Origin of the sequence: Achromobacter sp. RW408 (assembly GCF_003184165.1) — a bacterium.
GTDB lineage: Bacteria > Pseudomonadota > Gammaproteobacteria > Burkholderiales > Burkholderiaceae_B > Achromobacter > Achromobacter xylosoxidans.
In genome coordinates this window covers 121326-134409 of record NZ_QHHO01000040.1, presented here as the reverse complement: position 1 = coordinate 134409, position 13084 = coordinate 121326, and the positions used below count along the sequence as shown (strand labels likewise).

The window sequence follows — 13084 nt, the reverse complement described above, 5'->3', positions numbered from 1 at the left end:
CCGGCAGAGGCTGGCGCACGGGATTCCTATGTGAGACATGGCCGCCTCGGGCGGGTGCAGTAGGTGATGCAACGGTTTGCGCCGACCATGCATGGCGCGAGGCAGGATTTCTATTGCGTTTCTATCGTGTATCGCGCGTATATATCCAATTGCCGCCAGGCATCATCGGTAGATATAGAAAGAGTTTGTCGGATCGCTGTCGACTATTCCCTGCCGCTCGTCATCCGTGAGGAAGGGTTCGAGGTTGTAGTCGATATACACGATACCGTCATCTCCGCTCTTGATGCACCCCACTCTGTCGTACTGGTCCTTGGCGTAGCCGTCGTCGATGTATGTATCGGCATCTACCGCCAATGCGCCGGGGTATGGTCCGGGATTCGCCAGCCTTATCTCTGGAGGAAGGGCTTTGAGGTGATCCCGATAAACTTTCAGACCGGGGGCGCCAATGAAGTCGGTGGTGGAACGCCCGTCGTGGTGCTTCACGTAGGCGTACTCTCCCAGGGACAAGCCATCCGGGATATTGCCGTTGGTGGCTGGGTCGTTGAACCAGGATGAGTAGGTTTCGAGATCGTTGTACAAAGCTGCGATCTGGTTCATTGGATCAGCCTTGCCCCCCAGGGCGCTGTGAAATGCGTCCCAGGTGCCGTCCGTGTACTGGAATAGGCCCGAAGCGGTTGAGTTGGGATTCGCCAACGATGAGCCAAACGACGATTCAAGATAAGCGATGTCCGACGCTATCTGTATCAGGTCGTCGGAAAACCCGTGTTGTCGGCCATATTCCACGATAGTGGCCTTGGTGTCGGCTTGAGATTCGTTGAGTTCCACTTGCATGCTCCCGCGGGGCATCGCGACGCGATGCGGTCATTCCGGCAGGAGCGCGCGGCGCGTTCCATGTGAGAGCGACCGTATGTGATGGTAGGGGCCGAGGGATCAGTACGCTACGGCATGCGGTCTGATTCCCCCGAGTGCAAGATTCGCCCGGCGCATAGGATGAATGACCAGCCTGGATCAATAGCGGTATCCGACTTGCACCCAGAGTTCGCGCCCAGATTGATAGGTACGATGGTCCGCCGTGAGTCTGGGTCTATTGCCCGTGACTGCTGGCATGCGATTGAGCAAGTTCAGAACTTCGATCGTCAGTTCCAGGTTGCGCGCGAAGGTGGGCTGCCATTTCAACTTGGTGTCCCAGGTCCAGTAGGATGGCAACCTTTCCGATGTGTAGCTGTTGAGAAAGTCCGGAGCCGGTCCTTTGCCTGCATAGAAAATCGCGTCGCGGGCACCGCGCCAGTTGAATGCGTTGCTCCACGTGAGGCCCGCTCCCGGATACGCGCCGGTCACGGTCAAGGTGGCGACTTGCGGTTGGAAGAATGAATTGGTTGGCAGGTCGAAGGCGCGAATCTGCGCATTGTTATAGAGCACCTGTTCATCAGGGTCCCCCGCGTGGTCGTTATAGCCCTTGGCCAACTCGGTATTGGCCCGGCGCCGCTGCCAGCCCCAAGTGGCGCGCATGGTCCAGCGGGTTCTTCCCAGGGCCATCGGATGAAGCGTATGTACGGTCAGGTTGATGCCGTCGGTCGTGGAACGACCATCGCTGTTGTAGCGGGAAGCATTGGCGTCGATGTTGACGTTTGTCCACTGGTCCCGCCCGTCGCGATGCACATAGTTCAGCGCGCCCTCCAAACCCGCCAATCGTTGGCGCAGCGATATCGCCCATTCATCGTCATACGGCGTGCGCAGCCCTTTGTAGTCCACCGTGTACGGTTTGCGGCCATTCGCCCTCGGGTTTCCGTCCTTGTCCGTCTCGTTTATTCTCAGGCGCGCACGCTCCGCCTCCATGGCGATGCCCAGTATCTGTGCGCCGTAGTAGCGGGACCATCCCATGCTCAGCACGGTGTTGTCCGTTCCGAACATGTCCCAATCCAGGCGCGTGCGGGGCGCCAGATTGTTGTTGCCAAGAAAACTGTCGCGGTCGTAGCGCAGCCCGGCATCCAGGGCCAGCCGTTTCCATTCGATACGATCCGACAGATACAGGCTGGCAGTGTGATGCTTTACCTCAGCTGTGCCGGGCAGGTAGTGGGTTCTATTGCTATCTTGGACAGTGCCATCGGGGAACTGGCTGCGGCGGTACGCATACGCGTCCTGAAATCGCTTGAATCGGGCGTGGGTCTGCTCCAGCTCGGAACCTGCGTAGACCGTATGGGTAAACATGCCGGTGCGTCGCGGATCCAGGTCAACGCGACCCTTGAGAACTTCCGTGTCCTGCAGCGTCTGTTCCTTGCCAAAGCCCACCACCGAGTACTGCACTTTTTTGATCGGCGGAGTGAAATAGGATACGAACTCTTCACGAACGGACTGCCGGTGGCTGGTGGCGCGATCCCATCCCGCTTGTAGTGAGAAGCGCCCACCCTGGAATCGATGTTCCAGTTTGCCGTTGACGCCGCGTCCGCTGTGATAATTGTCCCAGGTTGTGTCGCGGAAATAGGCGTCGGCCAGAGCCTGGTGATACTCGCTGTATTTCAGCGTCAGGTCGGCGACGGTGTCTGAGGACGGACGCACACTGAATTTTCCCAGGAGATTATCGATCTGGTTGCTGTAGGTTCCTTCGCGCAACTCCGGTTGGCCCTTGCCGTCAACGCCCATGGCTGCTCGCGTGATGTCGGATTGGCGACGAGATAATGCCAATACCATGCCGGCCTTTTCGCTGAATGCGACATCGCCTAGTGCCGAGTAAAAGCTCTTCTTCCACCTGGGTGAATAGTCGAAGTGGCCCTGTGACCACTTCTGTTCGTCACCATGCGCCGTGCGCTGTTGTGTCATGTTGGAGTTGTTCCAACGGTAGTCCAGTTTCAGATGGTTCTGCCCGGAGAAGCGGCGCAATTTTGCATCCACCACGCCGCCAGTGAAGTGACCGTATTCCACAGGCACAAAGCTGTCATGCACTTGCACCGCTTCCAGCAGACTGGTGTCGACGAAGTAGGACTGCGAATTGCTGGGTACGTTGTTTACGACCAGGTTCGGATTCTTGCTAGCCGGATCAACGCGGTTGGTGGCGTCCATGCCATCGATCTGGAACAGATTCTGGTAAGGGCTGGCGCCATGGAATGAAATGTCCTCGACGTCCAACGATCCCCGATTCTTCGAACCGGCCACGCCCGGGTCGGTGCGCACCGCCGGATGCGTGGCCACCAAGGTGCTCAGATCCCGGTTCGACGATGGCGTTTGCGCGATTTCCTCGCGGCTGTAGACGCGTTCGCCGATCTGCTCGCCATAGATCCGCACCGGCTCCAGCCGCGATACGGAGAACGGATTGGTCTTGTCCACGAACACGATATAGCGGCCCGGTCCGTCGGCGCGCAGCGCCAGGCCGGAACCTGCCAGCAACTGGTTCAGCGCCGCCAGCGCCGAGGTTTCGCCCCGCAGGGCGGACGAGACCTTGCCGGCCACGGCGGCCGGCGGAAACGAAATCTGCAGGCCCGACTGGCGGCCCAGCGCCAGCAAGGCGTCGCCCAGCGGTTGCGCTGGAATGTCGTAGGCGAAGGTGCGGTCGGGCGACTGGGCCAGGGCGGGCGCGGTCGTGGCCAGCATGGCGCAGAAGATCGCGATCGACGCGGAGGGGCGGAAACGGCCGTTGAAAGAGCGGGGCATGCAAGCGTCCTTGGCTGAATGAAAACCAGCCATAGGACGCCGCGGTCGGCGCAGTACCTCAGCGCCAAAACGGCGAATGTGCGCGGTGGCGTGTCGAAGTCAGACCAGATGAATGCTCGCGCCGAATGTAATGCCCATTTGTCAGGTCCGTTTTTCAGGCCCGTTTGTCGGTCCCGCTGGTCAGGCCCGTTTCAGAACCGATATCCCACCTGCAGCCACAGTTCGCGTCCCGACTGGAAGGTGCTGCGGTTGGTCTTCAGGTTCGGGTTGCTGGCGGTGACCGCCGGCATGCGATTCAGCAGGTTCAGCACTTCCACCGTGAATTCCAGGTTGCGCGCGAACGTCGGCTGCCAGGCCAGCTTGGTGTCCCAGGTCCAGTACGACGGCAATTCGCCCGATTCGTAGCGGTCGAGGGATTGCGGCCGCGGGCCGACGCCGACGTAGATGGTGGCGTCGCGCTTGCTGCGCCAGTTCAGCTTGTTGCTCCACGTCAGTCCCATGCGCGGGTAGGCGCCGATCAGTGTGAGCGAGGCGACCTGGGGCTGGTAGAAGGTGCTGGGCGGCAGGTCGATGGCGCGGATCTCCGAGCCGTTGTAGATCACCCGGTCGTCCGGGTCGCGCGCATCGGCGGTGTAGCCCGTGACCAGGTCGCCGTTGGTCTTGCGCTTCTGCCAGCTCCACGATGCCTGCATGTTCCAGCGCGTCGGCCCCAGGCGCCAGGGCTCCAGCGTGCGCAGCGTCAGGCTGACGCCGTCGGTGGTGGAAAAGCCGTCGTTGGCATAGGTGTAGCCGGCCGCGTCGGTGCCGCTCTTGGTCCATTGGTCGCGGCCGTTGCGATGCACGTAGCTCAGCAGGCCTTCGATGCCCGCCATGCGCTGGCGCAGCGACACCGCCCATTCGTCGTCATACGGCATGCGCAGGCCGCGGTAATCGACGAAGTACTCCTTGCCGCCATCGGCCACGGGCCTGCCCTTGCTGTCGAGCACCTGGCGGCGCAGGCGGCTGCGTTCGGCCTCCAGCGCCGTCTCCAGCACCTCGCTGCCGTAGTAGCGCGACCAGCCCGCGCTCAGCAGCGTGTCGCCGGAGCCCAGCACGTCCCACTCCAGGCGGGTACGCGGCGACACGTTGGTGTTGCCAAGGAAGGTCTCGCGGTCGTAGCGCAGCCCGGCGTCCAGCGCCAGCCGTTGCCACTCGATGCGGTCGGACAGGTACACGCTTGCCATGCTGTATTTCACGTTGACCGTGCCGGGCAGATAGTGGACCTTGCTGAAGTCCTGGTAGGCGCCCTTGTTGTCGTAGACGCGGCGGAACGAATACGAGTCCTGGAAGCGCTTGAAGCCCGCCTCGACCTGCTGCAGGTCAGCGCCCGCGTACAGGCTGTGGGTGAAGATGCCGGTGCGCACCGGATCCAGGTCGACGCGGCCCTTGAGGGTCCAGGTGTCCTGCCGCGTCTGCTCCTTGCCGAAGCCGCCCGCGGTGTATCGCGGCAGCCTGTAGGGTTGGTAAGTCACCAGCTCGTCGCCGACGGACTGCCGGTCGCTGGTGGCGTGGTCCCAGCCGGCCTGCAGCGCGAAGCGCCCGCCCTGGAACAGGTGCTCGAGGTTGCCGCTCAGGCCGTAGGCGCCGTGGTTGTTGTCCCAACGGGTGTCGCGGAACAGGTAGCTGGACAGGGTCTCGCTGCGGTCGCTGTATTTCAGCGTCAGGTCGGCGGTGGTGTCGGCGCTGGCGCGCACGCTGAACTTGCCCAGGAAGTTGTCGACGCGGTCGCGATAGGTGTCCTGGCCCTGCTGCGGCTGGCCGTCGTCGTCCACCCCCATGTTCCAGCGCGTGATGTCGGATTCGCGGCGCGACATGGCCAGCACCACGCCGGCTTTGTCGTTGAAGGCGAAGTCGCCCACGGCCGAATAGAAGCGTTTCTTCCATTCGGGGGAATAGCCCGGCTGCCCCTGCGCCCAGCTGTTCTCCTCGCCCTCGGACACGCGCTGTCGCGTCATCTTCGACGTGTTCCAGCGGTAGTCGAACTTCAGGTGGTTCTCGCCGGAAAAGCGGCGCAGCCGCGCATCCACCACGCCGCCGGTGAAGCGGCCGTACTCGACCGGCACGAAGCTGTCGTAGACGCGCACCGATTCCAGCAGGCTGGTGTCGATGAAGTACGACTGCGGATTGCTGGGCACGTTGCCGACCTGCAGGTTCAGGTTCTTGCTGGCCGGGTCGACGCGGTTGGTGGCGTCGATGCCGTCGATCTGGAACAGGTTCTGGTAGGGGCTGGCGCCGTGGAAGGAAATGTCCTCGACGTTGAGCGAGCCGCGATTCTGCGAACCGGCGGCGCCCGGGTTGGTGCGCACCGCCGGATGGTTCGCCACCAGTGTGCTCAGGTCGTGGTTGGAGGAGGGCGTGGTGGCGATCTCCTCCTTGTCGAAGACGCGTTCGCCGGTCTGCTCGCCATAGACGCGCACGGGCTCCAGCCGCGAGGTCGAGAATGGGTTGGCCTTGTCGACGAACACGATGTAGCGGCCAGGACCGTCGGCGCGCAGGGCCAGGCCGGAGCCGGCCAGCAGGCGATCCAGCGCCAGCAGCGCCGAATATTCGCCGTGCAGGGCGGGGGCCATTTTGCCGGCCACCGCGGCCGGCGGGAAGGAGATTTCCAGGCCGGACTGGCGTCCCAGCGCGAGCAGCGCATTGCCCAGGGGCTGGGCCGGCATGTCGTAGGTTTGCGTGCGCGCCGGCGGCTGGGCGCCAACGGGCGCGGCAATGGCCAGCATGAGGCAAAGAAGGGCGGCCGGGACGCCGGACCGGCGCCTGCCGTCAAGAGGAAAAGGCATGAAAACGTCCTACGCTGTGGTGATGTCAGCCGTAGGACGCGACGTAGGACGAAACCCCTCATTGCGGAATTGATGAATAATTTATATTGATTCTTATTTACCGATTGGGAAATGCCCGCCATGCCCGCGACGGGAATCGCCGCCGGCCGGGAAGGCCCGCGGCGGAGCCGTGGTCAGCGCAGGATCAGAAGGCCGGGCAGGTCGGTGATCTCGACCTTGGTCTGCGCCAGCAGCAGGTCGAGCGCGCGCCTGGGATCGGCGATGCCGGCCGTGCCGGACACGCGCGTGGCGCGCGCCCGCTCGCCCCATACCAGGATGCGCTTGCCGGTGTAGCGCGCCAGCTGCGCGGCAGCGTCGGGCAGCGCGGTGTCGTTGAAGGCCAGCAGCCCCTGGCTCCAGGCGGGCGCGGTTTCGGGCGTTGCCGGGTCGCGATCGATGCCGTTGGCCGAAACCCTCATGCGTTGCCCGGCGTCCAGTGTCTGCGGTTGCCGGTCCGCGCAGGCCAGGCATTGCACCGCCACCTGGTGCGTGTAGACGGTGATGCGGGTTGTGTCGCTGTCGCGAGCGACCGTGTAGCGGGTGCCCAGGGCCGTGGCGGTGGCGTCCGCCGTGACGACGGTGAAGGCGGGGCCGTCGGCGCTGCGCGGCGCGGCCTCGAACAGCGCCCGGCCGGCCAGCAGGCGCACCTCGCGCCTGGCGGGGCCGAAGTCCAGGGCGATCGCCGAATGCGCGTCCAGGATGGCGCGTGAACCGTCGGGCAGGGCGACGCGCAGCGGCTGCGTGTCGCTCGCGTAGTCGGCGCCGGGCTGGAAGTCGCGCAGCGTATAGGCGGTGATGCCGGCGGCGGCGACGAGCGCCAGCGCCAGCGCCGTGCGGCGCTTGCGGGGCGGGCGCGCGGCCAGCTTGCCACGATCGATCTCGCCCATGCGGCGCCACACCCGCGCCAGCCGCTCGTAGGCGGCGGCATGGCGCGGATCGGCGTGATACCAGGCGTCGAATTCGGCCTGCGCCTGCGGGTCCAGCGGCTGGCCGCTGCGGCGGATGACCCAGCGCGAGGCCTGCTCGTCGGCGCTCGCGGCGGGGCCAAGGGCGTCAGTCCTGCTCACGCCGACAGCGCCAGGTCGCAGGCCAGCAGGATGCGCATCATGTGTTTCTCGACCGCGCTGACCGAGATCGCGAGGCGCTCGGCGATGGCGCGGTAGGTCAGCCCTTCGTGGCGATGCAGGACGAACACGTCGAGGCTGCGGCGCGGCTGGCGCAGCAGCGCCGCTTCGAGCCGGCGCAGCAGCTGGTTGGCCGAGGCCACTTCCAGCGTGTCGGCCTCGAAGGCCGGCGGCTGCGCCGCGGCGTAGTCGGCGACCGTGCTCAGTTCGCGGCCGCGGCGCCGGTGCCAGTCGGTGGCGATATTGGCCGCCACGCGAAACACATAGGCGCGGTCGTTGTCCGGCAGGGTCTTGTCCTGGAACTCTGCCAGCTTGATCCAGGTGTCCTGGGCGCAGTCCTGGGCCACGTCGCGCGAGCCCGTGCGCATGGCCAGAAAGCCCAGCACTTCGCGGTAGTGCCGGAGAAATACGTCGGTAAGCGAAGACATGTCGCTGACGCCTCGCGCCAGATAGAGTCAGATTCGCGTCAAATTATAAATGATAATTATTATTGTTATTGAGTATTGCCTGCCGATGGCAAGGGCGGACGGCGCATGCCGTCCGCCCGCGGCTCAGGCTTCGCCCTGCTCGATCTCTTCAAGCGAGCCCTGCAGCTCCAGCCACTGTTCTTCCAGCGTTTCCATGCGCTTGCCGTGTTCGCCATGTTCGGCCATGACCTTCTGGCGCTCGGCGCGGCGCGCGTCGGAATACAGGTCCGGGTCGGCGATGACGCCGTCCAGCGCCTGCAGCTTGGCCCGCAGTTTCTCCATCTCGGCCTCGACCTTGGCCAGCTTGGCTTCCAGCGGCTTGCGCAGCGCCGACAGGCGCTGGCGCTGCTCGGCCTCGGCGCGGCGTTGCGCCTTGCGGTCGACCACGGCCTCGCCGTTCTCGGCGTTTTCGCGGGCGGCCTCGGCGCGTTCGCCGGCGTTGCGGGCCGCCAGCCAGTCGCGGTAGTCCTCCAGGTCGCCGTCGAATTCGCGCACGGCGCCGTCGGCCACGATCCAGAAGCTGTCCACGGTGGTGCGCAGCAGGTGGCGATCGTGCGACACCAGCAGCATGCTGCCGCCGAACTCGGCCAGCGCCGCGGCCAGGGCCTCGCGCGTTTCGACGTCCAGGTGGTTGCTGGGCTCGTCCAGCAGCAGCAGGTTGGGCTTCTGCCAGACGATCAGCGACAGGGCCAGGCGGGCTTTCTCGCCGCCCGACATGGGGCCGACCTTGCTGTTGACCGTGTCGCCCGAGAAGCCGAAGCCGCCCAGGTAATTGCGCAATTCCTGCTCGCGCGTTTCCGGCGACAGCCGCGCCAGGTGGGCCAGCGGCGTGCTGTCCACGTCCAGCATGTCGAGCTGGTGCTGGTGGAAGTAGCCGATCGCCAGCCCGCGCGAGGCGCGGCGTTCGCCGGCCTGCACCGGCAGTTCCTCGGCCAGGGTCTTGATCAGCGTGCTCTTGCCGGCGCCGTTGGCGCCCAGCACGCCGACGCGGCTGCCGGCGCGCACCATCAGCGTCACGTCGCGCAGGATCGGCACCTCGTTGCCGGCCGCGTCGGTGTAGCCGGCCGACAGGTGCTCCAGCGTCAGCAGCGGATCCGGCACCTGCTCGGGCGAGGGGATGCGGATGTCGATGCCGGCCTCGGCGTGCAGCGGCGCCAGCACCTGCATGCGCGCCAGGGCCTTGACCCGGCTCTGGGCCTGCTTGGCCTTGGAGGCCTTGGCCTTGAAGCGGTCGATGAAGCCTTGCAGGCGCGCCGCTTCGCGGGTCTGGCGTTCGTAGGCGATGTTGGTCTGGCGCAGGCGCTCGGCGCGTTGCGTCAGGAAATCGCCGTAGCCGCCGCGGTAACGCACCAGCTTGGCGTGGTCGAAATGCAGGATGGACTTGGCCACCGCGTCCAGGAACTCGGTGTCGTGGGATATCAGCATGACGGTGCCGGGATAGGCGGCCAGCCATTTCTCCAGCCACAGCATGGCGTCCAGGTCCAGGTGGTTGGTGGGTTCGTCCAGCAGCAGCAGTTCGGACGGCGCCATCAGCGCGCGCGCCAGCGCCAGGCGCATGCGCCAGCCGCCGGAGAAACTCGCCACCGGCTGGCTCCATTCGGCCGGCTTGAAGCCCAGGCCGGCCAGCAGTTGCTCGGCGCGCGAGGCCGCGCTCCAGGCGCCGGCCTCCACCAGCGCCGCCTCGACCTCGGCGATCTGCGTGCCCTGGTCGTCGGTCAGCTCGGCGCGGCGCGCCTGCAGGGCGCGCAGCGGCGTGTCGCCGTCGATGACGAATTCCCGCGCGGGGCGGTCGTCGGCATGCAGTTCCTGTTCGACGCTGGCGATGCGCCAGCCGGCCGGCAGCGCCAGGTTGCCGGCGTCCAGGTCCAGCGCGCCGGTCAGCAGCGCGAACAGCGACGACTTGCCGGCGCCGTTCTTGCCGACGATGCCGACGCGTTCGCCGGGGTGCACCACGAATTCGGCGTCGTCCAGCAGCACCTTGGTGCCGCGACGCAGGGTCAATCCAGAGGCGCGGATCACGTCGTCAACTGCTCGCGGGTCAGCAACAGCAACTGGTCGGAGGCTTGCTCCGTATCCAGCCACACCGGCGACAGTTCAGGGAAGGCGGCTTCGAAGAAATCGCGCTCGTGGCCGATCTCCAGCACCAGCACGCCGTTCTCCGACAGGTAGCGCGGGGCCGCCTGCAGGATGCGGCGCACCAGGTCCATGCCGTCGGCGCCGCCGGCCAGGGCCAGCTGCGGCTCATGGCGGTACTCCTGCGGCAGCACGTCCATCGAGCCGCTGTTGACGTAGGGCGGGTTGCAGACGATGACGTCGTACTGGCGTTCGGGCAGGCTGTCGAACAGATCGCTCTGGTGCAGCGCCAGCCGGTCGGCCAGGCCGTAGTCGTCGACGTTGCGGCGGGCGACCTCGAGCGCGTCGGGCGACACGTCGACGGCGTCCACCTGCGCGTACGGGAAGGCCAGCGCCGACAGGATCGCCAGGCAGCCCGAGCCGGTGCACATGTCCAGCACGCTGTCGACGGCCTGCGCGTCCTGCACCCAGGGCGACAGGCCTTCGTCCAGCAGTTCCGCGATGGGCGAGCGCGGCACGATGACGCGCGCGTCCACGTAGAAGCGATGCCCGCGCAGCCAGGCCTCGTTGGTGAGATAGGCGGCCGGCACGCGCTCGGTGACGCGGCGGTCGATCAGGTCCAGCACGCGGTTGCGTTCTTCGTCGAGCACGCGGGCATCCAGGAAGGGTTCCAGCGTGTCCAGCGGCAGGTGCAGCGCGTGCAGGACCAGGTAGACCGTCTCGTCCCAGGCGTTGTCGCTGCCGTGTCCCAGCGCCACCTGGGCGGCGTTCAGGCGCGATACGCCGTAGCGGATCAGGTCGCGCAGGGTCAGCAGTTCTTGGCGGGCGTTTTGAGGCATGAGAGGCTTTTTACTTGGCGGGCAGGAGGAGGTTTTCCAGCGTGCGCCGATAGATGTTCTTGAGCGGGTCCAGCGAGGCCAGCTCGATACGCTCGTTGACCTTGTGGATCGTGGCGTTGCACGGGCCGAACTCGATGACCTGCGGGCAGATCTTGGCGATGAAGCGGCCGTCGGACGTGCCGCCGGTGGTCGACAGCTCGGCCGTCACGCCGGTCTCGTCGCGGATGGCCTTGACCAGCGCATCGGTCAGCGAACCGCGCGGGGTCAGGAAGGGCTCGCCGCCCAGTTCCCAGTCCAGCGTGTATTCCAGGCCATGGCGGTCCAGCACTTCGTGCACCCGCGCCTTCAGGCCTTCCGGCGTGCTGGCGGTGGAGAAGCGGAAGTTGAACAGCGCCACCGCCTCGCCCGGCACCACGTTGGTGGCGCCCGTGCCCGAGTTCAGGTTCGAGACCTGGAACGTGGTCGGCGGGAAGTATTCGTTGCCCTGGTCCCATTCGATCGCGACGATCTCGGCCAGCGCCGGCGCCAGCTGGTGCACCGGGTTGCGCGCCAGGTGCGGGTAGGCCACGTGGCCCTGGATGCCCTTGACCGTGAGCTTGCCCGACAGCGAGCCGCGGCGGCCGTTCTTGCAGGTGTCGCCGAGCACGTCGCCCGAGGTGGGTTCGCCGACGATGCAATAGTCCATCTGCTCGCCGCGCGCCTTGAGCGCGTCACAGACGATGGCGGTGCCGTCGATCGACGGGCCTTCCTCGTCGGACGTGATCAACAGGGCGATCGAGCCGCCGTGCCGCGGGTTGGCCGCCACGAATTCCTCGGCCGCCACCACGAAGGCGGCGATCGAGCTTTTCATGTCGGCGGCGCCGCGGCCATAAAGGTAGCCATCGCGCTCGGTGGGCACGAACGGATCGCTTTCCCACTTCTCGCGCGGGCCCGGCGGCACCACGTCGGTGTGGCCGGCGAAGACCGCCAGCGGCGCCGTGTCGCCACGGCGCGCCCACAGGTTGGTGACGCCGCCCTGGGCGATGGTCTCGCAGGTGAAGCCGATGCGCGCCAGGCGCGCGGCCAGCGTCGCCTGGCAATCGGCGTCCGCCGGGGTGACCGACGGACGGGCGATCAGGTCCTTGACCAGATCCAGAACAACCGAGGGAGGTTGGCCCTCCTGCCGCTGCGCGGCTGCCTCCCCAAGGGAGGGTGCACGCCCTTCGGGCGGCCGTGCGGTCGTGCGCATTACGCCCTCAGCAGATCGTTGATGCTGGTCTTGGCGCGGGTCTGCGCGTCGACACGCTTGACGATGACGGCGCAGGCCAGGCTGTGCGAGCCGTCGGCCGAGGGCAGCGAGCCCGGCACCACCACCGAACCCGACGGCACGCGGCCGTAGGTGACCTTGCCCGTGGCGCGGTCATAGATCTTGGTGCTTTGCGACAGGTACACGCCCATGGCCAGCACCGAGTTCTCTTCGACGATCACGCCTTCCACGACTTCCGAGCGGGCGCCGATGAAGCAGTTGTCTTCGATGATGGTGGGGTTGGCCTGCAGCGGCTCGAGCACGCCGCCGATGCCGACGCCGCCGGACAGGTGGACGTTCTTGCCGATCTGGGCGCACGAACCGACGGTGGCCCAGGTGTCGACCATGGTGCCTTCATCGACGTAGGCGCCGATGTTGACGTAGGAGGGCATCAGCACCACGTTGCGGCCGATGAAGGCGCCGCGGCGGGCGACGGCGGGCGGCACCACGCGGTAGCCGCCTTGCTTGAAGGCGTTGTCGCCGTATTCCGAGAACTTGAGCGGCACCTTGTCGTAGAACTGCAGCGGGGCCTGGCCCATGATGGCGTTGTCGTACAGGCGGAACGACAGCAGCACGGCCTTCTTGATCCACTGGTGCACGACCCAGTCGTCGTTGATTTTCTCGGCCACGCGCAGGCGGCCCAGGTCCAGCCCGTCGATGGTGTGTTCGACGGCTTCGCGCACTTCGGCGCTGGCGTCGACGGGCGACAGGTTGGCCCGGTCGTCCCAGGCTTTTTCGATGGTGGTCTGCAGGTCGAGAGTCATAGCGGCTCAGCTTTTCAAAAAAGGTT

At 66.0% G+C, this 13084-nt stretch carries 9 protein-coding genes; all 9 read right to left on the bottom strand.

The window, feature by feature from the left end; translation table 11 throughout:
- Positions 1 to 162: 162 nt before the first annotated feature.
- Positions 163 to 825: a hypothetical protein gene (locus tag DK459_RS08215; RefSeq protein ID WP_131727668.1), complete on the bottom strand. Its 663-nt coding sequence runs from the start codon at positions 823 to 825 to the stop codon at positions 163 to 165.
- A gap of 183 nt (positions 826 to 1008) precedes the next feature.
- Complete coding sequence (locus DK459_RS08210) at positions 1009 to 3645, bottom strand: TonB-dependent siderophore receptor (protein WP_110134634.1); 2637 nt, start codon at positions 3643 to 3645, stop codon at positions 1009 to 1011.
- Positions 3646 to 3836: 191 nt separating this feature from the next.
- A complete protein-coding gene (locus tag DK459_RS08205) occupies positions 3837 to 6467 on the bottom strand; it encodes a TonB-dependent siderophore receptor (protein ID WP_054498715.1) in 2631 nt (876 codons plus the stop codon).
- Positions 6468 to 6640: 173 nt separating this feature from the next.
- On the bottom strand, positions 6641 to 7573 hold the full coding sequence (locus DK459_RS08200; protein ID WP_038503944.1) for a FecR domain-containing protein: 933 nt from the start codon (positions 7571 to 7573) through the stop codon (positions 6641 to 6643).
- Entirely contained in the window at positions 7570 to 8058 is a 489-nt protein-coding gene (locus tag DK459_RS08195) for an RNA polymerase sigma factor (protein WP_006386219.1), read from the bottom strand. The genes DK459_RS08200 and DK459_RS08195 overlap by 4 nt, the downstream gene beginning before the upstream one ends.
- 123 nt (positions 8059 to 8181) lie before the next feature.
- Positions 8182 to 10116: an ABC-F family ATP-binding cassette domain-containing protein gene (locus DK459_RS08190; RefSeq protein WP_102949865.1), complete on the bottom strand. Its 1935-nt coding sequence runs from the start codon at positions 10114 to 10116 to the stop codon at positions 8182 to 8184.
- The gene (prmB, locus tag DK459_RS08185) at positions 10113 to 11009 is read right to left on the bottom strand and encodes a 50S ribosomal protein L3 N(5)-glutamine methyltransferase (RefSeq protein WP_006386217.1); all 897 of its coding nucleotides are present in this window, start codon (positions 11007 to 11009) and stop codon (positions 10113 to 10115) included. The genes DK459_RS08190 and prmB overlap by 4 nt, the downstream gene beginning before the upstream one ends.
- A 10-nt stretch (positions 11010 to 11019) precedes the next feature.
- Positions 11020 to 12237, bottom strand: coding sequence for a succinyl-diaminopimelate desuccinylase (gene dapE / locus DK459_RS08180; RefSeq protein ID WP_020928398.1), 1218 nt, complete (start codon positions 12235 to 12237; stop codon positions 11020 to 11022).
- Positions 12237 to 13058: a 2,3,4,5-tetrahydropyridine-2,6-dicarboxylate N-succinyltransferase gene (gene dapD / locus DK459_RS08175; RefSeq protein ID WP_006386215.1), complete on the bottom strand. Its 822-nt coding sequence runs from the start codon at positions 13056 to 13058 to the stop codon at positions 12237 to 12239. Before dapD ends, dapE begins: the two co-directional genes overlap by 1 nt.
- Positions 13059 to 13084 lie beyond the last annotated feature (26 nt).

Excerpts from the sequence above, each read along its gene's own strand:
- DK459_RS08210 (WP_110134634.1), bottom strand. The coding sequence starts at position 3,645 with ATGCCCCGCTCTTTCAACGGCCGTTTCCGCCCCTCCGCGTCGATCGCG.
- DK459_RS08205 (WP_054498715.1), bottom strand. The coding sequence starts at position 6,467 with ATGCCTTTTCCTCTTGACGGCAGGCGCCGGTCCGGCGTCCCGGCCGCC.
- DK459_RS08195 (WP_006386219.1), bottom strand. The coding sequence starts at position 8,058 with ATGTCTTCGCTTACCGACGTATTTCTCCGGCACTACCGCGAAGTGCTG.
- prmB (WP_006386217.1), bottom strand. The coding sequence starts at position 11,009 with ATGCCTCAAAACGCCCGCCAAGAACTGCTGACCCTGCGCGACCTGATC.
- dapE (WP_020928398.1), bottom strand. The coding sequence starts at position 12,237 with ATGCGCACGACCGCACGGCCGCCCGAAGGGCGTGCACCCTCCCTTGGG.
- dapD (WP_006386215.1), bottom strand. The coding sequence starts at position 13,058 with ATGACTCTCGACCTGCAGACCACCATCGAAAAAGCCTGGGACGACCGG.